Origin of the sequence: Rhizobium sp. M1 (assembly GCF_002531805.1) — a bacterium.
GTDB classification, from domain to species: domain Bacteria; phylum Pseudomonadota; class Alphaproteobacteria; order Rhizobiales; family Rhizobiaceae; genus Rhizobium; species Rhizobium etli_C.
Genome location: NZ_NWSW01000001.1, coordinates 58036 through 78468 on the forward strand (window position 1 = coordinate 58036; position 20433 = coordinate 78468).

12 protein-coding genes are annotated in these 20433 nt (G+C 63.5%); 5 read left to right on the forward strand and 7 right to left on the reverse strand.

Annotated elements, in window-relative coordinates:
* The first annotated feature begins 16 nt into the window (after positions 1-16).
* Positions 17-1945 carry an autotransporter assembly complex family protein gene (locus CO655_RS00325; protein ID WP_176539196.1) on the forward strand — a complete coding sequence of 643 codons (1929 nt, stop codon included), beginning with the start codon at positions 17-19 and terminating at the stop codon, positions 1943-1945.
* 67 nt (positions 1946-2012) lie between these two features.
* Positions 2013-8435: a translocation/assembly module TamB domain-containing protein gene (locus tag CO655_RS00330; protein ID WP_097663635.1), complete on the forward strand. Its 6423-nt coding sequence runs from the start codon at positions 2013-2015 to the stop codon at positions 8433-8435.
* A gap of 63 nt (positions 8436-8498) precedes the next feature.
* On the opposite strand, the gene CO655_RS00335 is transcribed toward CO655_RS00330, so the two are convergent.
* Positions 8499-8936: an Lrp/AsnC family transcriptional regulator gene (locus CO655_RS00335; protein ID WP_170964963.1), complete on the reverse strand. Its 438-nt coding sequence runs from the start codon at positions 8934-8936 to the stop codon at positions 8499-8501.
* Between the two features lie 122 nt (positions 8937-9058).
* On the opposite strand from CO655_RS00335, the gene rocF reads away from it, so the two are divergent.
* The 3 genes from rocF to CO655_RS00350 all read left to right on the forward strand — a co-directional run bounded on the left by rocF (position 9059) and on the right by CO655_RS00350 (position 11909).
* Positions 9059-9994, forward strand: a complete 936-nt coding sequence (rocF, locus tag CO655_RS00340) for an arginase (RefSeq protein WP_097605983.1) — start codon at positions 9059-9061, stop codon at positions 9992-9994.
* A 42-nt stretch (positions 9995-10036) separates the two neighbouring features.
* Entirely contained in the window at positions 10037-11236 is a 1200-nt protein-coding gene (rocD, locus tag CO655_RS00345) for an ornithine--oxo-acid transaminase (protein ID WP_097663466.1), read from the forward strand.
* Positions 11237-11432: 196 nt separating this feature from the next.
* Complete coding sequence (locus tag CO655_RS00350) at positions 11433-11909, forward strand: chemotaxis protein CheW (RefSeq protein ID WP_011427049.1); 477 nt, start codon at positions 11433-11435, stop codon at positions 11907-11909.
* Positions 11910-12218: 309 nt separating this feature from the next.
* On the opposite strand, the gene CO655_RS00355 is transcribed toward CO655_RS00350, so the two are convergent.
* From CO655_RS00355 to CO655_RS00385, 6 genes are all read right to left on the reverse strand, one after another.
* Entirely contained in the window at positions 12219-13877 is a 1659-nt protein-coding gene (locus tag CO655_RS00355) for an OFA family MFS transporter (RefSeq protein WP_097605981.1), read from the reverse strand.
* A 183-nt stretch (positions 13878-14060) separates the two neighbouring features.
* A complete protein-coding gene (locus CO655_RS00360; protein WP_097605980.1) occupies positions 14061-14306 on the reverse strand; it encodes a formate dehydrogenase subunit delta in 246 nt (81 codons plus the stop codon).
* Positions 14296-15120 (reverse strand): formate dehydrogenase accessory sulfurtransferase FdhD, encoded by an 825-nt coding sequence (gene fdhD / locus CO655_RS00365; protein WP_097605979.1) that lies wholly within the window; start codon positions 15118-15120, stop codon positions 14296-14298. Before fdhD ends, CO655_RS00360 begins: the two co-directional genes overlap by 11 nt.
* A 232-nt stretch (positions 15121-15352) precedes the next feature.
* Positions 15353-18232 carry a formate dehydrogenase subunit alpha gene (gene fdhF, locus CO655_RS00375; RefSeq protein WP_097663467.1) on the reverse strand — a complete coding sequence of 960 codons (2880 nt, stop codon included), beginning with the start codon at positions 18230-18232 and terminating at the stop codon, positions 15353-15355.
* Between the two features lie 63 nt (positions 18233-18295).
* Positions 18296-19852 carry an NADH-quinone oxidoreductase subunit NuoF gene (locus CO655_RS00380; RefSeq protein WP_097663468.1) on the reverse strand — a complete coding sequence of 519 codons (1557 nt, stop codon included), beginning with the start codon at positions 19850-19852 and terminating at the stop codon, positions 18296-18298.
* Entirely contained in the window at positions 19849-20328 is a 480-nt protein-coding gene (locus tag CO655_RS00385) for a formate dehydrogenase subunit gamma (RefSeq protein ID WP_097580631.1), read from the reverse strand. The genes CO655_RS00380 and CO655_RS00385 overlap by 4 nt, the downstream gene beginning before the upstream one ends.
* Positions 20329-20433 lie beyond the last annotated feature (105 nt).

Below are 20433 nucleotides of genomic sequence, written 5' to 3' on the forward strand. Positions count from 1 at the left end.
AAACCAAAAGCAGCGGATGCGGATCAGAGGGACAGGCCCGAAAACAGGTACTGCGTATCGGCGAACAGGCACCATGATGGTGGTCGCAGCGGCAGCTGCTTTCTCACCGGTCCTGATCGGCGACGCTTACGCCTTCAAGCTTTTCGGCATCACCATCTTCGGCAAGGAAGAGGACGAAGGCGAACAGGTGCCCGATCCGGTGCGCTATCACGTCGACCTCAAGGCCGACACCGCCGATCCCGATCTTAGGGAAGCGCTGGAAAACAGTTCCCGCCTCGTCAGCGACCAGAAACAGCCCGTTTCCGGCGATCTCGGCATCGTCGTCAAGGCGCGTGACGACCGCGAGCGGCTGATCGCCGCCCTGTATGAAAAGGCCCGCTACGGCGGCGTGGTGACGATCACCATCGATCGCCAGAACATCGACGACCTGCCGCCCAATCCGACCTTCGACCGCTCCGGGCCGATCCCCGTCACCGTCGACATAACCCCCGGCCCCGTTTTCAGGGTCAGGGAAGTGCAGTTCGGCGGCGACGCCGCAGACCGTAATCCTGCCGATTACGACCTCGCCCCCGGCGCCGAGGCCGGGTCGCTCGCCATCATCAAGGCCGGCGACAGAATAGTCGAGCAGTTGAAAAGCGAAGGCCGCCCCTTCGCTAAATTGACCGAACGCAAGGTCGTCGCCGATCACAGAAGCAATACGGTCGACATCGTGCTTGCCGCCGAAGGCGGGCCTGTCGCCCCGATCGGCGATGTCGGCGTCACCGGCGAAAAAACCGTCCGGCCCGGTTTCATCCAGCGTTATTCCCGGCTGAACAAAGGCGAAGCCTACTCGCCGGAGGCGCTGAAGAAGGCGGGCGAGCGCCTTCGCGCCCTCGGCGTCTTTTCGAGCGTCACCATTCACGAAGGCGATGCGTTGGCACCGGACGGCACCTTGCCGATGACGATCGAGGTTTCCGAAGGCAAGCGGCGCTATTTCGGCGTCGGCGCGCAATATTCCACCACCGACGGCTTCGGCGTTCAGGGCTATTGGGGCCACCGCAACCTGTTCGGCGAAGCCGAGACGCTGAGGATCGAGGGGTCCGTCTCCCGGCTCGGCGAAACGACCGATGTCGGCAGCCTCGACTATTCCGCTGGCATCCTCTTCACCAAGCCGGGCGCCTTCTTTCCGGCCGCCACTCTGAAGGCCGGCATCATCGCCAAGACGCAAAATCCGGACGCTTATAACGCGACGCTCGTTACCGCCTCGCTCGGCCTTTCCTACGAATTGACCGATAAGGATACCGTGTCGGCGAGCGGCGAGGTCAGCTGGGAGCGCGACGACGACGCCTTCGGCACGAACGACTATCTGACCTTCACCTTGCCCATCCAATATGATCGTGATGCACGCGACGATAAGTTCAACCCGACGGAGGGCTATCGTGCAACGGTTTCGGCAAAGCCCGGCTACGAGATCTTCAATGCTACGCCCTATGCGGCGTTCGAAGGCTCTATCTCCGGCTATCTGCCGTTCGGTGCCGAGGATCGCCTGGTTCTGGCCGGCAAGCTTGCCGGCGGCGTGCTGATCGGCGGCGGCGGGATCGAGGACATTCCCGCCACGCAACGCTTCTTTGCCGGCGGCGGCGGTTCGGTGCGCGGATACAGCTATCAGGAAATCTCGCCTTATAACGACAATGGCGACGCCACCGGCGGCCGCTCCTATGTCACAGCTTCGCTGGAGGCCCGCATCAAAATCACCGATACGATCGGCGTCGTTCCCTTCGTCGATGTCGGCACCGTATCGGACACCACCTTCCCTGGTTTTTCCGATATCCGCGCCGGCGCCGGCGCCGGAATACGATATGCCACACCTTTCGGCCCGCTGCGGCTTGATTTTGCCGTGCCGCTGAACAAGTACGAAGATGGCACAGATTATGGAATTTACGCCGGCATCGGCCAGTCCTTCTAGGATTGCCGGTTCCGCTGTCATGTCCGATCTGTGAGCCGTCATGAAAACGGGGGTAATGTCCGCGCCGATGCAAACGCTGGCAAAAATCGTCAACTGGATCATACGGCTCACCGGCTATGTCGTGGGCGCCAGCTTGATTCTCGCTGTCGCAGCGCTTGCGATCTTCGGCTTCACCTCCTTTGGCGCCCGTATCGTCACCGAAAAAATAGCCTCCACGCTTTCCAATCGCGACATGACGATCGAGGTGCGCGAACCGGAAGGTCTGTTGACCGGCGGGCTTCGCGCCGCCGAGATCTCCATCTCCGACACCAGGGGCGTTTTTGCTGAGATCCACGGCGTGGCCATTGACTGGAATCCGCTGGCGCTGCTGACCGGAACCTTCCACGCCAAGCGCTTCGAGATCGAAGCGATCGACGTGCTGCGCAAGCCGGTGCGCACCCTGCCCTCCCGGCCCGACGCCGAAAATTCCGGCGGCTTCTCTCTCCCGATCAAGATCGACGTCGACCAGGTTGCGCTGCCCAATATCAAGCTTGCCGAACCCTTTGCCGGGCGCGCCTTTGCGCTCGCCGCCGCAGGCAGCCTCTCGGCAGATGGCGACGGCGGGGAGGCGACCGTCAATGTCAGCCGCCCCGCGGTCCCGGATGCGCGACTTACTGCCGATATCGCTTATGCGCCGGCCGAAAACCGGCTGCGCCTGAAGGCACAGCTGGCCGAGCCGAAGGGCGGGCTGCTGGCAGGTTTCCTCGGCCTGCCGGATAGTCCTGCCGTCAACATCGACCTCGACGGCCAGGGACCGATATCCGACTGGAGAGGCAAATTGCAGGCGGCGCTCGACGGACAGCAGCGGGCCGCAATCGAGGGCCGGCATGCGATCGCCGCCGACGGACTGCACCATCTCGACCTCAAGGGCGGCGGTGACCTGAGCTCGCTTCTGCCGGCAGCATTCCGGCCGCTTTTCGCCGGCCAGACCAATATCGACCTTGCCTCAACCTTCGACGACCGGGGCAAGATCGATATTCAGACCGGCAATATCGCCACCGGCAGCGTCGTCATCGCCGCATCGGGGACGCTTGATCCGGCCGGCAACAACAGCCTCAACGCCAACCTGCTCGGCACATCCGGGCCTGTCGATTTCCGCTGGCCGCTCGCCGAAGGCGAAGCGCGCTTCCTGATATCCGGCCTCAACCTGGCGCTGACCGGCGACGCGCAGGCGGCGCGACTGAGCGTCAGCGGCTCGCTCGACAGCGCAACCCTGCCGCAGGCCGATATCGGCAACGTCAAACTGACGGCAAAGAGCGACGCCTTCAATCTTGCCGCCCGCGCCGGCAGCGTCCAGCTGCGCCTCGTCGCCGGCGACGCGACCTTTGCCGAGCCGAACCTCGACCGTGCGGTCAAAGGCCCGATCACGCTCGCCGCGCCGCTGCAGATCACGGCCGGCAGCATTGGTTTCAATGGCACCACCGTCGAAAGCGCCAATATCAACGGCAGCCTCAACGGCTCCTATCGGCTGACGGACCGCGCTCTGACCGGCAATATCAAGCTGGTCGTCGAACCGGCTGCTCTGCCGGCCGCGGCGACAAGCAGGTTCGACGGGCCAATCTCGCTCGAAAGCCAGGTGGCGGGCACCGTCCCGTCGAAATTCGCGCTGTCCAACCTCGTCGTCAAATCCGGAACGCTCGAGGCCGCCGGCAACGTCGCGCTCGACGGCTCGACCTTGAACGCCGATCTCTCGGGCCGGCTGCCCGATGTCGGTAAGCTGATGGCGGGCGCAAGCGGCGGAGCAGCTTACGCGTTGCGGGTCGGGGGCGAACTGCCGGCCCTTTCCGTGACAGCCAATATCAAGGCTGCCAGCCTGCAGATGGCCGATCGCATGCTCGCCAACCTCAATATCGATCTCACGGGCGTCGCCGATCCGAAGGCGCCGCAGGGTAAGATTGCCGCAACCGGCACGATCGACGGCCAGCCGATCGGTGTCAACGGCGCTATCCGCTCTGAGGACGGCAGGATAAGCATTCCGGCGCTGACCGCCGACATCGGCGGCAACCGGCTGACCGGCAATCTGGAACTTTCACCCTCCCTGACGCCCTCGGGCGCCTTGACCTTCGATTTTCCCAATATCGGCCTGCTCGCCGCCCTCGGCGGACAGAAAGCCGAAGGCGATCTCAAGGGATCGCTCGGTATCGCCGGCGACGGCGGCAGGATTGCGCTGAAACTGCAGGCGACCGGCGATTCGCTCCGCCGCGATACACTCGCCGTCCTCAAACCCGAGATCGACGTCACGGTGAGCGATCTCAGCGCCCTTGCGGCCAACGGCACGGTCCGGGCCGAAGAGGTGAATGCCGGCGCAAACAGGCTGGCCGGGCTTTCGCTCGCTTTCACCAAGCAGCAAAATCAGACCGACTTCGATCTCAATGCCGCCTATGATGGCAATCCGGTGCTGGCGGCCGGCAATATCCAGACGGCAGACGGCACCGTCGACGTAAACCTCGATCGTTTCTCGGCAAGCCCGCGCAACATCCCGATCGAGCTTGCAGCAGCGACGCAGGTCAAAATCGCCGGCGGCGCCGCCAGTCTGGACGGACTGACGCTGAAAACAGGCGCCGGCTCGGTGAGCGTCACCGGTTCGGCCGGCGAGACGCTGAAGCTCGATGCCGTCATCAAGGAGCTGCCGGCAGCGCTCGCCAACGGTTTCGTGCCCAACCTTTCGGCTGGCGGCACGATCTCCGGAAAGATCGCCGTGACGGGAACGCCGGCCGCGCCCATCGCCGACTTCAAGCTTGACTGGAAGGATGCGACGACGGGCCAGACCAAGGGAGCCGGATTGGCGCCGCTCGCGATCACCGCCGGCGGCAAATTTGCCGACAAGAAGCTCGATTTCGACACGACGATCGGCAGCGCCGACGGCCTCTCGCTCAAGGCGGCTGGCAATGTCGGCCTCGTCGACCCGACGGCGCCGGTGCTCGATATCGACGCCGATATCCTCAACCTGCCCGCCCGTGTCGCCAATGGTTTTGTGCCCGATCTCGCCGCCGAAGGCGCGATCACGGGAAAATTGAGCGCCGCCGGCTCGCTCAAGGCTCCGACCGCCAATTTCGATCTCGCCTGGAAGAGTGCCGCGACGAGCCACACCAGGCGCGCCGGCCTTCCGGGGCTTGACGTGACCGCGTCCGGCAAATTCGCCGACAACACGCTCGATTTCGATGCCGCGGTCAGCGGCGCCGACCGCCTGTCGCTCAAGGCAAACGGCAATGTCGGCATGACAGGGACGGCGATCGGCGGCGTCAAGATCGACGCAACACTGGCCAATATCCCCGCAGCTGCTGCAAACGGTTTCGTCCCCGATCTCGCAGCGGCAGGCCTTGTCTCCGGAACGGTCTCGGCGAGCGGATCCCCTGCCGCCCCGACCGCCGATTTCGATCTCCATTGGCAAAATGCCGTCACAAGCCACACGAAACGCGCCGGCCTCGCCGGTCTCGGCGTGACGGCATCCGGCAAATTCGCCGACAATAGGCTCAATTTCGACGCCGCGGTCGATGGCGCCGACGGGCTCTCGCTCAAGACAAACGGCGATGTCGCCATCACCGGCAAGACGGTCGGTGCCGCCAAGGTCGATGCGACACTGGCAAATATCCCGGCAAGCATTGCAAACAGCTTCGTCGCCGATCTTGCTGCCGAAGGCTCGGTCTCGGGAAAAATCTCGGCGGCAGGCTCACTTTCCGCGCCCACCGCCAATTTTGATCTCAACTGGAAAGACGCTGCAACGAACCACACCAGGCGTGCCGGGCTTACCGCTCTCGGCATTACCGCATCGGGAAAATTCGCCGAGAACAAGCTGGATTTCAACGCAGCAGCGCTCGGTGATCAAGGCCTCTCACTGAAGGCCGTGGGCAATGTCGCCCTCGCCGGCACGGCGATCGACAGCGTGAAGCTCGATGCCGAGATCGCCAAGGTCCCCGCCGCTCTCGCCAACGCCTTCGTTCCCGGACTGGCGGCCGGCGGCACGATATCCGGCACCATGTCTGCGGCCGGCACAGCCGCCGCACCGAAGGCCGATTTCAAGCTCGACTGGACGGATGCCGCAACCAGCCACACCAGAACCGCTCATCTTTCCGGCCTTGCGCTTGCCGCTTCGGGCCACCTCGCTGACAATAAGCTTGATTTCAACGCCAATCTCAGCGGCAAGGACGACCTCTCGCTGAAAGCTGCGGGCAATGTCGCGATATCGGGCGCCTCGGTCCGCAACCTTGACGTCAAGGCCGATCTCGCCAATCTGCCCGCGGGCCTTGCCAACAGCTTCGTTCCCGGCCTTGCGGCGGAGGGCATGGTGTCGGGAACGGCATCTGCCTCAGGCGCGCTTCCCAAGCCCGCCGTCGACTTCAAGCTCGACTGGAAAAACGCCGCCACCGCCCAGACCAGGAGCAGCGGTCTTTCTGGTCTCAGCGCCGCTGCATCCGGCAAATTCGCCAATGACAGGGTCGATTTCGATGCCAACCTCGCCGGCAAGGACGGCGTGCTGGCCAAGGCGACCGGCGGCGTCACGATTGCCGGAACGGCCATCCGCGACCTTGCGGTCAATGCCGATATTCCCGCCCTGCCGGCAAATATCGCCAATGCCTTTGTTCCCGGTCTCGGGGCCGAAGGCACGCTTTCGGCCAGCGCCGTCACATCGGGAACGCCGGCCAATCCGGTCGTCGATTTCAAGCTTGACTGGAAGGATGCGGCGACCAGCCACACCAAGGCTGCCGGCCTTTCCCGTCTTGCGCTGGCGGCAACAGGAAAATATGCCGGCGACAGGCTCGATTTTGATGCGGACCTCCGCGGCGGCGGCGGCATTGCGCTGAAAGCCGCCGGTAATCTTTCCATTGCAGGCACCTCGATCCGATCGATCGACGTCACCGCAAATGCCGCCAATGTTCCGGCTGCCCTCGCCAACGGCTTTGTTCCCGGTATCGGCGCCGACGGTACGATCTCGGCGACCGCCAAGGCGGCCGGCACGCTGTCCGCGCCCGCCGTCGATTTCAAGGTCGATTGGAAGAACGCCGCGACGAGCCAGACGAAAGGCGCCGGTCTTTCGCCGCTCAGCATCGGAGCATCCGGAAAGCTGGCCGGCAACAAGCTGACCATCGACACCAGTCTTGCCGGTGACGCCGGCATGTCGCTGAAGGGCGGCGGCAGTGTCGTGATATCAGGCAATCGGGCTCTCGACTTGCGCTTCAACGGCAATGTTCCGTTCGCAGTGCTCGGCACCCCGCTTGCGCAGCAGGGCCTGGTCGCCGACGGGGTCGCCACCGTCAATCTTACGATCGGCGGAACGGCCGCAGCACCTGTCATCAACGGCACGGTCTCGACCAATGGCGCCAAGCTCGTCGACGTCAGACGCAATCTTGCCGTCAACAATCTTGCAGCCACCGTGACCTTCAATGGCACCCAGGCCGTGATATCGCGTCTCAGCGGCAATCTTGGCGGCGGCGGCACGATTTCGGCGAGCGGCACCATCGGCATCCAGCCGGCCGGCGGCTTTCCCGCCGACATTTCTATCAAGCTCGACAAGGCAGTCTATGTCGACGGAACCCTCGTCGTCTCGACCGTCAACGGGACAGTGGGCCTGCGCGGGCCGATCATGAGCGCGACGCTGAGCGGCAAGCTGCGGCTGGACAAGACCTCGATCACCGTCCCGGAAAAATTGCCGACCTCGCTCAGCGAAATCGACATACGGCACAGGAACGCGCCGCGGGCGGTGCTTGCGCAGCTCAGGGATGAAGGCAAGGGGAAAAGCGGCGAGAAATCCTCCGTCATCACCCTCGATCTCGAAATCGATGCGCCCTCGCAAATCTTCGTGCGTGGCCGCGGCATCGATGCCGAGCTCGGAGGCCGCGTGACGATCCGCGGAACGGCGGCAGTGCCCGTCGTCACCGGCGGGTTCACCATGCGCCGCGGCCGGTTGACCATTCTCAACCGCCGTCTGAATTTCTCCGACAAGAGCAGGGTCACCTTTGCCGGCGATCTAACGCCGGCGCTCGATATGGAAGCCACCTCCACCTCCGGCACGACGACCCTGACGGTTGATGTGGCCGGCCTCGCCACCGATCCTTCGATCACCTTTTCCTCCTCGCCCCAGCTGCCGCAGGACGAAGTGCTGGCGCAGCTGATCTTCGGCCAGTCGATGTCGAAGCTGTCCCCCGTGCAGATCGCCCAGCTCGCCGATGCCGTCAGCCAGCTGGCCGGCAACCGCTCCACCTCGCTTTTCGAAGGCCTGCGCAACCAGCTCGGCGTCGACGATTTCGACGTCAGCACCGACGAGAAGGGCCAGACGAGCGTCAGCGTCGGCCGCTACCTCAATGACCGCACTTATTTCGAACTGCAGCAGGGCGGCGCGGCCGGCGCCAAGGCGATCATCAATCTCGATGTCGGCCGCGGCGTCAAACTGCGGGGTGCTGCCGGCGGCAACGGGGCGGGCGAAGCGGGCATCGTTTATGAGCGGGAATATTAAGCCGGCTTACCTTTGTTTTGCGCAATCCCAGGAAAACCGCTTCGCACTTTTCCTGGGATTGCTCTAAAAACCCGTCTTGCTCGTCTTCAAGAGAATGTTGGTCTCGGTCGAGTTGATACCGTTGATCAGCCGAATGCGGCGCAGCGTCTCGTCGAAGGAGGCAAGGTCGCGATCCTCGAGTTCGGCGACGAAATCCCATTTGCCGTTGGTGCTGTGAAGGGCGCGGACCTGCGGCAGACCCCGCAGCTGATCGGCCACCCTGTCGGCCAGCTTGCCGAGCACCTCGATCATGACGATGGCGCGCACGCCGGCGGATCGCGTCTCGTGACCGGTGCGGATGGTGAAGCCGACAATGGTGCCGCTGGCAACGAGCCGGTCGATGCGGGCGGCGACCGTTGCCCGCGATGCACCGGTCATCGCCGCAAGCGAGGAAACGGAAATCCGGGCATTGTGGCGAAGCGCGCTCAAGAGTTCGGTATCGAGATCGTCCACGCTGATCACTCTGTCAAAATAGCTTTATCAATCTGCGCAATCATAGTCCATTTCTGACACTTTTCCATCTTTTTGCCGGCAGCCCTTTATCCCACTATCGGCCGAAACAGGCCTCAACACGGAGCCCTCGCATGAATATCCAATCGCGATCTGTCACACTCATCGGCGCACCATTGGAAGAAGGCTCCGGCCGCAGAGGTGCTGCCATGGGCCCCGCGGCACTGCGCATCGCCGGCGTCGACCAGACGCTGATCGATCTCGGCCACGATGTCGCCGATAATGGCGATCTCAGGATCGTGCCGGCGATGGACCTGCCGAATCATCCCAAGGCCCATAATCTGAGGATCGTCGGCGCTTACACCCGCGCGCTCGAAAGCAGCGTCTATGAAGTCGCCGCCTCCGGCCGCTTTCCGCTCATTCTCGGCGGCGACCACAGCCTTTCCATGGGCAGCGTCTCCGGCATGGCCCGCTATGCCGCCGGCAAGGGTCGCCCGCTCTTCGTGCTCTGGCTCGATGCCCATGCCGATTTCAATTCTCCGGCCACTTCCCCCTCCGGCAATATTCACGGCATGCCCGTCGCCTTCTTCTGCGGCGAGGCGGAGTTCGCCGAGATCCTGCCGAAGGGCCGTCCCTTCGTCGATCCGAAGCATGTCTTCCAGGTCGGCATCCGCTCGGTCGATGCGCGCGAGCGCGAGGAAATCCACGAACACGGTGTCAACGTCTTCGATATGCGCGCGATCGACGAACAGGGCATCGGCGCCATCATGCGCCATATTCTCGATGTCGTCGCCAAGGCCGACGGCCTGCTGCATGTCAGTCTCGATCTCGATTTCCTCGATCCCGATATTGCCCCTGGCGTCGGCACGACGGTGCCTGGCGGCGCGACCTTCCGCGAGGCCCATCTTGTCATGGAAATGCTGTCCGACAGCGGTCTCGTCTCGTCGCTCGATCTCGTCGAGCTCAATCCTTTTCTCGACGATCGTGGCAAGAGCGCCCGCATATTGGTGGAACTGACGGCCAGTCTCTTCGGCCGCCGCATCTTCGATCGTCCAACCCGTGCCGCATAGAAGGCACGTGCCGCATAGACCAGGCTTAGAGGGAGAAGCGCCATGACCACTTCGGAAAAATTGATCGCCACGGAACAGCGGCTCGGCGCCAATAATTACAAGCCGCTCGACGTGGTGCTGACGCGCGGCGAAGGCGTGTATGTCTGGGATACCGACGGCAACCGGTATCTCGATTGCCTCTCGGCCTATTCCGCCGTCAACCAAGGCCATTGCCATCCGAAAATCCTCGCCGCCATGGTCGAACAGGCGGGCCGGCTGACGCTCACCTCCCGCGCCTTCCGCAACGACCAGCTCGCCTATCTCTATGAAGAGCTCGCCGCTCTCACCGGCTCGCACAAGATCCTGCCGATGAACTCAGGCGCTGAAGCCGTGGAGACCGCCATCAAGGCGGTGCGCAAATGGGGATACGAGGTCAAGGGCGTGCCGGAAGGCCAGGCGGAGATCATCGTCTGCGCCGACAATTTCCATGGCCGGACGCTGAGCATCATCAGTTTCTCCACAGACCCCGACGCCCGCAACGGCTTCGGCCCCTACACACCGGGCTTCCGCATCATTCCCTTCGGCGATGCCGAGGCTTTCGCCGCCGCCATCAACGACAATACGGTGGCGGCGCTGATCGAGCCGATCCAGGGGGAAGCCGGCGTCATCATTCCGCCGGCCGGTTATTTCACCCGCATCCGCGAGCTCTGCACTGATAACAACGTCACCCTCATCCTTGACGAGATCCAGACCGGCCTCGGCCGCACCGGCAAGCTGCTGGCCGAAGAGCACGAGGGCATCGAGGCCGATGTGACGCTGATCGGCAAGGCGCTGTCCGGCGGCTTCTATCCGGTATCCGCGGTGCTTTCGAATTCCGAGGTTCTGGGGGTGCTGAAGCCCGGCCAGCACGGCTCGACTTTCGGCGGCAACCCGCTCGCCTGCGCGGTGGCGCGCACCGCGCTGAAGGTGTTGACGGAAGAGGGCATGATCGAAAACGCCGCAGCGATGGGCGACTATTTCCTCGAAGGTCTGAGGTCGATGCGCTCGAACATCGTCCGCGATGTGCGCGGCCGCGGCCTGATGATGGCCGTCGAACTGGAACCCGAAGCCGGCGGGGCACGCCAATATTGCCATGCGCTGAAGGAGCGCGGCCTTCTCGCCAAGGACACCCACGACCATACGATCCGCCTCGCCCCGCCGTTGATCATCTCAAGGGAACAGGTCGACTGGGCAGTCTCGCAGATCGAAAAGACGATCGGCTGACGTAAATCGAGACTGAAACCCGGGTAATCCGGTTTCCGATTTAGATTTGGGCAACACTCTTTCGCTAATGTCGTCGTAACCGTAACGATGCTTCGCCGAATGCAAAGCCATCGCGTGGTGTGAAGGCAAAGCGCGTCAGCGCCAATGGGGGCGCACTCGCTTCTGCTTTGGCTTACGACAGTTGGGAAGAATTCTAATGGCCACGATCAATTCCACTAGCTTCAGCGGCGATACGCTCGAGATCATTGCCTTCCGCCTGCATGATCAGGAATTCTGCGTCAAGACCACGACCATCCGCGAAATCCGCGGCTGGGCGCCGTCGACGCCGATCCCGCATGCGCCGGCCGATGTCATCGGCGTCATGAACCTGCGCGGCTCGGTCATTCCGATTATCGATCTCGCCTACAAGCTCGGCATGAAGAGCACCGTCGCCAACGAGCGCAGCGCCATCGTCGTTGCCGAAGTTCACAGCATGGTCATCGGCATGCTCGTCGACCGCGTCTCGGATATCCTCACCATCTCCTCCAGCCAGGTCCAGCCGGTGCCCGAGGTGACCGCCTCCTTCGACCGCGCCTATTGCGAAGGCATCATCGCGTCGGAAAACGGCATGATCTGCTTCCTGAACCTCTCCAAGATGTTCAAGGAAAACGAAACGGACGACCTGGCAGCCTGATCGGCCAGCAGAATTCGCCCACCGAGAACCGCCCGTCCGGGCGGTTTTTTATTTGCGCACGGCCAATCTTCGGATGCGGCAATACATTCTTGACGCCATCTCCAGCGGGCTCACCGGCGCGGCATCTCGTTTCACGCGTCGTCAGGACGCACGGCGCTGCCGCGGCAGGCACCGAGAGCTGGGAAGAGTTCTGATCCCAAGCTGCATCACGTTGAACGACCCGCATCCTATAAAATCGATTCCGGCAATTACGCCGCAGGACCAAGATGAAGCGCGCCGTCGGATACCGCCTCGGCGCGCTTCGATCGGTTATCCGAACAGCGCGAAGGTCGCCCGCAGCGTCACCCATACACCCCAGAGCAGCGGAATGCCGACGACCGCCCAGGCTAGCGCCGCCTTGGCGTCGAGCCCGCCGGTGCCGATGCCGAAGGAGCCTGTCGGACCGGCATTGACGGCCGCCGACTTTGCCTGCAATGCCGCGACCTCGTCATCCCTCATGAACCACTTGTCCGGGAGCGGCCTGACAAACGCATTGGCGATGAGGCCGAGCGCCAACATGCCGGCGAGGATATACATGGTGCCGGTATAGAGGGTCGGACCGGGTGCGACGCCGGCGACGATCTGCGCTTCGCGGATATAGTTCACGACGACAGGGCCGACGATGCCGGCCGTTGCCCAGGCGGTCAGCAGCCGGCCATGGATGGCGCCGACGAACTGCGTGCCGAAGATATCGGCGAGATAGGCCGGGATGGTCGCAAAGCCGCCGCCATACATCGACAGGATAATGCCGAAGGCGAGAACGAACAGCGCCTTGTTGCCGATGCCGGCGAAGGTCGGCGCCAGCGCATAGAGCACGATGCCGATGATGAAGAAGCTGTAGTAAGTATTTTTGCGGCCGATCTTGTCGGAGAGCGACGCCCAGAAGAACCGTCCGCCGATATTGAAGAGCGACAGCAGGCCGGCGAAACCGGCGGCGATCGTCGCGATCGATGCCTTCTGCCCGGCATCGAGCTGCGCAAAGCCCACGTCAGGCAGGCCGATCAGCGAGCCGGCGAAGATCTCCTGCAGCATCGGCGAGGCCATCCCGATGACGCCGATACCGGCCGAAACGTTGAGGCAAAGCACGGCCCAGATCAGCCAGAACTGCTTGGTCTTGTGGGCGTCGCGCAGATGCACGTGTTTGGTGGTGATCATCGTGCTCTTGGCCGCCGGCGGCGTCCAGCCTTCCGGGCGCCAGCCGGCCGGCGGGATGCGGTAACCGAAGGCGCCGCCCATCATGAAGACAAAATAAATCGCCGCCATAACGATGAAGGTCTGCCAGACGCCAACCGACGTGTCGGTCTTGAAGGCATTCATCAGCAGATTGGCAAGCGGAGCGCCGATCATCGCGCCGCCGCCGAAGCCCATGATCGCCATGCCGGTCGCCATGCCGCGCCGGTCGGGAAACCATTTGATCAGCGTCGAAACCGGAGAGATGTAACCGAGGCCAAGACCGATGCCGCCGATGACGCCGGCGCCGAGCCACATCAACCACAGCTGATGGGTGATGACGCCGACTGCGGCAAGCACAATGCCGCCGCACCAGCAGCAGGCGGAAACGACGCCCGCTTTGCGCGGACCGGCCCGCTCGAGCCAGCCGCCCCAGATGGCGGCCGACGAGCCGAGCAGAACGAAGAACAGCGTATAGATCCAACCGAGGTCAGCAACCCGCCAGTCGCAGGTCGTGGTGAACAACGCCGAGGCGAGCGTCAGATCGGGGCAAGCGGTCGACGCCGTAATCCCCAGCGACTTCGACAGCGGCAGCCAGAACACGCTGAAACCATAGGCCATGCCGATGCAGAGATGGATGGCCAATGCGGCCGGTGGCACCAGCCATCTGTTGAAACCGGGCCTGGCCACGATCCTTTCGCGATCGAGCAGGCCTGAGCCCGCCACCGCTCCATCTGTACGTGTTTCCGCTGCAGTCATGAACAACTCCTCCTTGTTTCAGACCTTGCTGTGATTGGAGCGCCACCTGTCTTTTCAGGAGCGCAAAGGACGCTATAAAACTTTGAATTTCCGCCTGGATTATATTTAAATCGATTTAAATTTTGAGGGTAGTGAATGCGAAAGGCAGCATGCTGCTGCCTCCGCCGGCATAAGCCAGTTGGATTACCGGATCTGGTGTGCTTCCGCCTCCGGTTTGCGGATCATGGGAGCGGCCTGCCGCACGAGCGCATCCAGGCCGTTTTCCTCCTTTTCCAAAATTTCGAACAATTGCCGCCGCATACGCGGCTCCCAGAATTTGTTGATATGATTGGCGACCCCCGCAGCGGCCTCGCTGGCCGGCTGGCTCTTGAAGAAAGTGGCGATCTGGTTTGCCATATAGACGAGTTTGGTCTTGGTATCATGCGACATCGGCGATGCTTCCGGGCGAGATGCGGTGCGGGTGGGTGAAAATCTCGAAGTCCTCGCCGCGCACCAGGGCGACGAGCGTCATGCCGGCTTTTTCGGCCGTGCGGATGGCGAGAGCCGTCGGTGCCGAAATGGCGACAAGCACCGGGCTACCAAGGATTGCCGCCTTCTGCACCATCTCGACCGAAAGCCGGCTGGTGACGACGACGGCGCCATCATCGCCGCTTTCGCCGCAGCCGATGACGGCGCCGCAAAGCTTGTCCAGCGCATTGTGCCGGCCGACATCTTCGCGCACGGCAATCAGACCTCTGCCGGGAATATAGAAGGCGGCGCCATGCACCGCCCGCGTCTCGCGATGCAGCGGCTGCGCCTCGTTCAGAAGCAAAACGGCGCGAACGATATCGGCATGCGAGAGCGACAGCGGTGACGTCGAGACATCCGGCACCGGCCGCACCGCCTGTTCGATCGATTCGATGCCGCAGAGCCCGCAGCCGACCGGCCCCGCCATGCTGCGGCGCCGCGCCCGCAGCCGATCGGCGACGTCGTCGACAAGGCTGACCTGCACGTCGATCCCCTGCTCGCCCGCAACGACTTCAATGCCCGATATCTCCGCCCGCTCAGCGATGATCCCTTCGGTCAGGCTGAAGCCGACGGCAAAATCTTCGAGATCGGCGGGCGTCGCCATCATCACCGCATGCGAGCTGCCGCCATAGGAAAAGGCGATCGGCACTTCTTCCGGCACGATACGAGAGCCGCTGTGCATCAGGCCGTTGCGGCGGGCGGTTTCGGGGGCGTGGGCGGTGGTGGGGAAAGTCACGATGCGCGCTCCCCCTTCTCCCCAGCGGGGGTCCGAAGGACGGGGCGAGACCCGCGGCTCGACCCCGGGCGATACGCATCGGGGCAGATGAGGGGGTGAGCGACGATAGGAGCGAACGAACGAGCCGCAGCGAGTTCGCATTTGCCGAGCCGCCCCCTCATCCGCCCTTCGGGCACCTTCTCCCCGAGGGGAGAAGGGGAAGCCTCGCCGACGCCAGCCCACTCCCCCATCGTCACTCCGCAGCCTCGAGCTTGCCGGCGATGCGGCGCGATTGCCGTGCCTGCTCGTCATATTCCATCTGCCAGTCGCTCGGCCCGTTGGAAGGCGAGACCTGCACCGCCGTCACCTTGTATTCCGGGCAGTTCGTCGCCCAGTCGGAAAAGTCGGTGGTGATGACGTTCGCCTGCGTATTGGGATGATGGAAGGTCGTATAGACGACGCCGGGCGCCACACGATCGGTGATCAGCGCCCGGAGCGTCGTGTCGCCAGAGCGGCTCATGAGCTTCACCCAGTCGCCGTCGCGGACGCCGCGCTGTTCGGCATCGTGCGGATGAATTTCCAGCCGGTCCTCCGCATGCCAGACGACATTCTCGGTGCGGCGCGTCTGCGCCCCGACATTGTACTGGCTGAGGATGCGGCCGGTGGTGAGCAGCAGCGGGAAGCGCGGACCGGTGCGTTCGTCGGTCGCCACATATTCGGTGCGGATGAACTTGCCCTTGCCACGCACGAAGCCGTTGACATGCATGATCGGCGAGCCGAGCGGGTTCTTCTCGTTGCAGGGCCACTGCACCGAGCCCAGCTTGTCGAGATAGTCGTAGGAGACCAACGCGAAACTCGGCGTCGTCGCGGCAATCTCGTCCATGATCTCCGACGGATGGCTGTAGTTCCAGTCGAGCCCCATCGTCTGGGCGAGCTTCTGCGTCACTTCCCAGTCGCCATAACCGTTGCGCGGCGACATCACCTTGCGCACGCGATTGATGCGGCGCTCGGCATTGGTGAAGGTGCCGTCCTTCTCGAGGAAGGTCGAGCCCGGCAGGAACACATGGGCGTAATTGGCGGTCTCGTTGAGGAACAGGTCCTGAACGACGACGCATTCCATCGCCGCCAGCCCGGCCGCGACATGTTTGGTGTCGGGATCGGACTGGAGAATGTCCTCACCCTGGACATAGAGGCCCTTGAAGGAACCATCGACCGCCGCATCCAGCATGTTGGGAATGCGCAGGCCCGGCTCGTTGTCGAGCTTCACACCCCAGAGCTTTTCGAAGATGTCACGTGTCGAATCGTCGGAAATATGCCGGTAGCCCGGCAGCTCGTGCGGGAAGGAGCCCATGTCGCAGGAGCCTTGCACGTTGTTCTGGCCGCGCAGCGGATTCACGCCGACGCCGGGACGGCCGATATTGCCGGTCGCCATCGCCAGATTGGCGATCGCGATGACCGTGGTCGAACCCTGGCTGTGTTCGGTGACGCCGAGACCGTAATAGATCGCGCCGTTGCCGCCCTTGGCATAGAGCCTTGCCGCACCGCGCAGATCCGCCGCCGGAACGCCGGTGAAGATCTCGGTCTCTTCGGGGCTGTGCGCCGGTTCGGCGACGAAGGCCGCCCAGTCCTCGAATTCCGACCAGTCGCAGCGCTCGCGGATGAAGGTCTCGTCATAGAGGCCTTCGGTGACGATCACATGTGCCAGCGCCGTCATGACGGCCACATTGGTGCCGGGCTTCAGCGGCAGGTGGTAGGAAGCCTCGATATGCGGCGACCGTACGATATCGGTGCGGCGCGGATCGATGACGATGAGCTTGGCCCCCTGGCGCAGCCGCTTCTTCAGCCGCGAAGCGAACACCGGATGGCCGTCGGTCGGGTTGGCGCCGATGATGACGACGACATCGGACTGTTCGACGCTGTCGAAATTCTGCGTGCCGGCCGAGGTGCCGAATGTCTGGCCGAGGCCGTAGCCGGTCGGCGAATGGCAGACGCGGGCGCAGGTATCGACATTGTTGTTGCCGAAACCGGCACGGACCAGCTTCTGCACCAGATAGGTTTCCTCATTGGTGCAGCGCGACGAGGTAATGCCGCCGATCGCCTCGCGGCCATACTGGTACTGGATGCGGCGGAACTCCGACGCCACATGCGCGAAGGCCTCGTCCCAGCTCACCTCGCGCCAGGGATCGCTGACCTTTTCGCGAATCATCGGGTTGAGGATGCGATCCTTATGGTTGGAATAGCCGTAAGCGAAGCGACCCTTGACGCAGGAATGGCCGCGATTGGCCTGGCCGTCCTTCCAGGGCACCATGCGCACCAGCTCCTCGCCGCGCATTTCCGCCTTGAAGGAACAGCCGACGCCACAATAGGCGCAGGTGGTGATGGCCGAATGCTCGGGCTGGCCGATCGCAATCACCGACTTCTCGGTCAGCGTCGCCGTCGGGCAGGCCTGGACGCAGGCGCCGCAGGAGACACATTCGGAATCGATGAAGGCTTCATGCACACCCGATGACACCTTGGAGCCGAAACCGCGCCCCTCGATCGTCAGCGCGAAGGTGCCTTGCACCTCCTCGCAGGCGCGCACGCAGCGCGAACAGACGATGCACTTGGAGGGGTCAAAGGTGAAATAGGGATTGGACTCGTCCTTCGGCGTCCATTTCAGATTGATCTCGCCATTGTTGCGTGCCCTGACATGGTTGTCGCCGTCATAGCCGTAGCGCACGTCGCGCAGGCCGACGGCGCCCGCCATGTCCTGCAATTCGCAATCGCCGTTGGCAGCACAGGTCAGACAGTCGAGCGGGTGGTCGGAAATATAGAGTTCCATCACGCCGCGGCGGACGTCCTTCAGCCGATCCGTCTGCGTGCGCACCACCATATTGGCCGCCACCGGCGTCGTGCAGGAGGCCGGCAGGCCGGCCCGGCCCTCGATCTCGACGAGACAGAGCCGGCAGGAACCGAAGGCATCGATCATGTCGGTGGCGCAGAGCTTCGGCACCTCGATGCCGGCCTCCATCGAAGCGCGCATGATCGAGGTGCCCTCCGGCACGCTGATCTGCTGCCCGTCGATGGTCAGCGTCACCATGGTTTCCGATTTCGAAGCGGGAGTGCCGTAGTCGATTTCATGGATGAGAGACATGGTCGGCCTCCTGTATGGACGTGGAAATGAGCAATTGGGAGGAAGTTAACAGGTGGAAAGTCATCACTCAGCCGCCTCCGCAATCGGCGCCGGCGAAAAATCCTCCGGGAAATGCGTCATCGCGCTCATGACGGGATAGGGCGTGAATCCGCCGAGGGCGCAGAGCGAGCCGAATTTCATCGTATTGCAGAGATCGGCCAGCAGCGCCCGGTTCTTCTCCGGCTCGATGCCATGGGCGATCTTGTCGGCCGTCTCGACGCCGCGCGTCGAGCCGATGCGGCAAGGCGTGCACTTGCCGCAGCTTTCGACGGCGCAGAACTCCATGGCGAAACGCGCCTGCTTCAGCATATCGGCGGTGTCGTCGAAGACGACGATGCCGGCATGGCCGATCAGCCCGTCCCGGGCGGCGAAGAATTCGTAATCGAACGGCGTGTCGAACAGGGCCCGCGGGAAATAGGCCCCAAGCGGCCCGCCGACCTGCACGGCCTTGACCGGCCGTCCCGTCGCCGTACCGCCGCCGATCCTGTCGACGATATCGCCGAGCGAAAGACCGAAGGCTGTTTCGTAAAGACCGCCATATCTGATATTGCCGGCGATCTGCAGCGGGATGGTGCCGCGCGAGCGGCCCATGCCGAAATCGCGATAGAAGGCGGCGCCCTTCTCCATGATCACGGGCACGGAAGCGAGCGAGATCACGTTGTTGATGACGGTCGGACAGTCGAACAGTCCCTTATGCGCCGGCAGCGGCGGCTTGGCGCGCACGACGCCGCGCTTGCCTTCGAGGCTGTTCAAAAGGGCCGTCTCCTCGCCGCAGACATAGGCGCCGGCGCCGGTGCGCACTTCGATATCGAAGGCGCGGCCCGAGCCGAGCACCGACGGGCCGAGGATCCCGGCCTGTCGCGCGATGGCGACGGCCTCGCTCATCGCAGCGATCGCATGCGGATATTCCGACCGCGTGTAGACGAAGCCCTTCGTGGCGCCGGTCGCAAGTCCTGATATCGCCATGCCTTCGATCAGCACGAAGGGATCGCCCTCCATGATCATCCGGTCGGCAAAGGTGCCGCTGTCGCCCTCATCGGCATTGCAGACGATATATTTGCGGTCGCCGGCCGCATCGAGAACGGTCTTCCATTTGATGCCCGTGGGGAAACCTGCGCCGCCGCGTCCACGCAGGCCGGAATCGGTGACTTCCTTGACGATTTCGGCGGGCGCCATCGAAACGGCGCGGCGGAGGCCGGCAAGGCCGCCATGCGCCTCGTAATCCGAAAGCGAGAGCGGATCGATGACGCCGCAGCGGGCGAAGGTCAGGCGGGTCTGTTGCTTCAGGAACGGGAGGTCTTCAACCTCCCCGAGACAGAGCGGGTGATCGCCGCCATTGGCAATGCCGGCGTCGAAAAGACCGGACACATCCTTTGCCTTCACCGGTCCGTAGCCGATGCGCTTGCCGGCAAGCTCGACCTCGACCAGCGGCTCCAGCCAGAACATTCCGCGCGAGCCGTTGCGCACGATCTCGGCATCGAGGCCGCGGGCGACGATCTCCTGGGCAATCGCCTTTGCCACCTTTTCGGCCCCGAGCGCCAGCGCAGCGGCATCGCGCGGAACATATATCTTGACTGTCATCGGCGCGCCTCCGCAACGAGTTCCGTCGCCATCTGATCGTCGACCCGGCCATACACCTCGCCATCGAGCATCGCCGACGGGCCGCAGGCGCAGAGCCCGAGGCAGTAGACCGCCTCCAGCGTCACGCTGCCGTCGAGCGTCGTCTGGTGAAAATCGATGCCGAGCAGCGCCTTGATGCGCTCAGCCAGCGCGTCGCCGCCCATCGACTGACAGGCCTCGGCGCGACAGAGCTTCAGCACATGCCGCCCGGCGGGGTGGTCGCGATAATCGTGATAAAAGCTCATCACGCCATGCACCTCGGCGCGCGAAAGGTTCAGTTCCTCCGCGATCACGGGCAGGGCTTGCTGCGGCACATAACCGAATTCCTGCTGAACTTGATGCAGAATGGGAAGCAGCGGCCCTTCAAGGAAGCGAAGGTCGGCGACAATGGAACGCGTGCGTGCTGCGATATCGCCTTCGGCGATATGAATGGTCATAAGGCAGCCCTCCCAGCCGCTGGCTCGTTGCGGAATGGCGCCCTCCCCAGCGAGGCCATCCCACACGCAGCATCTCAAGGAAGCTGGCGACGATCAATAAAGCTA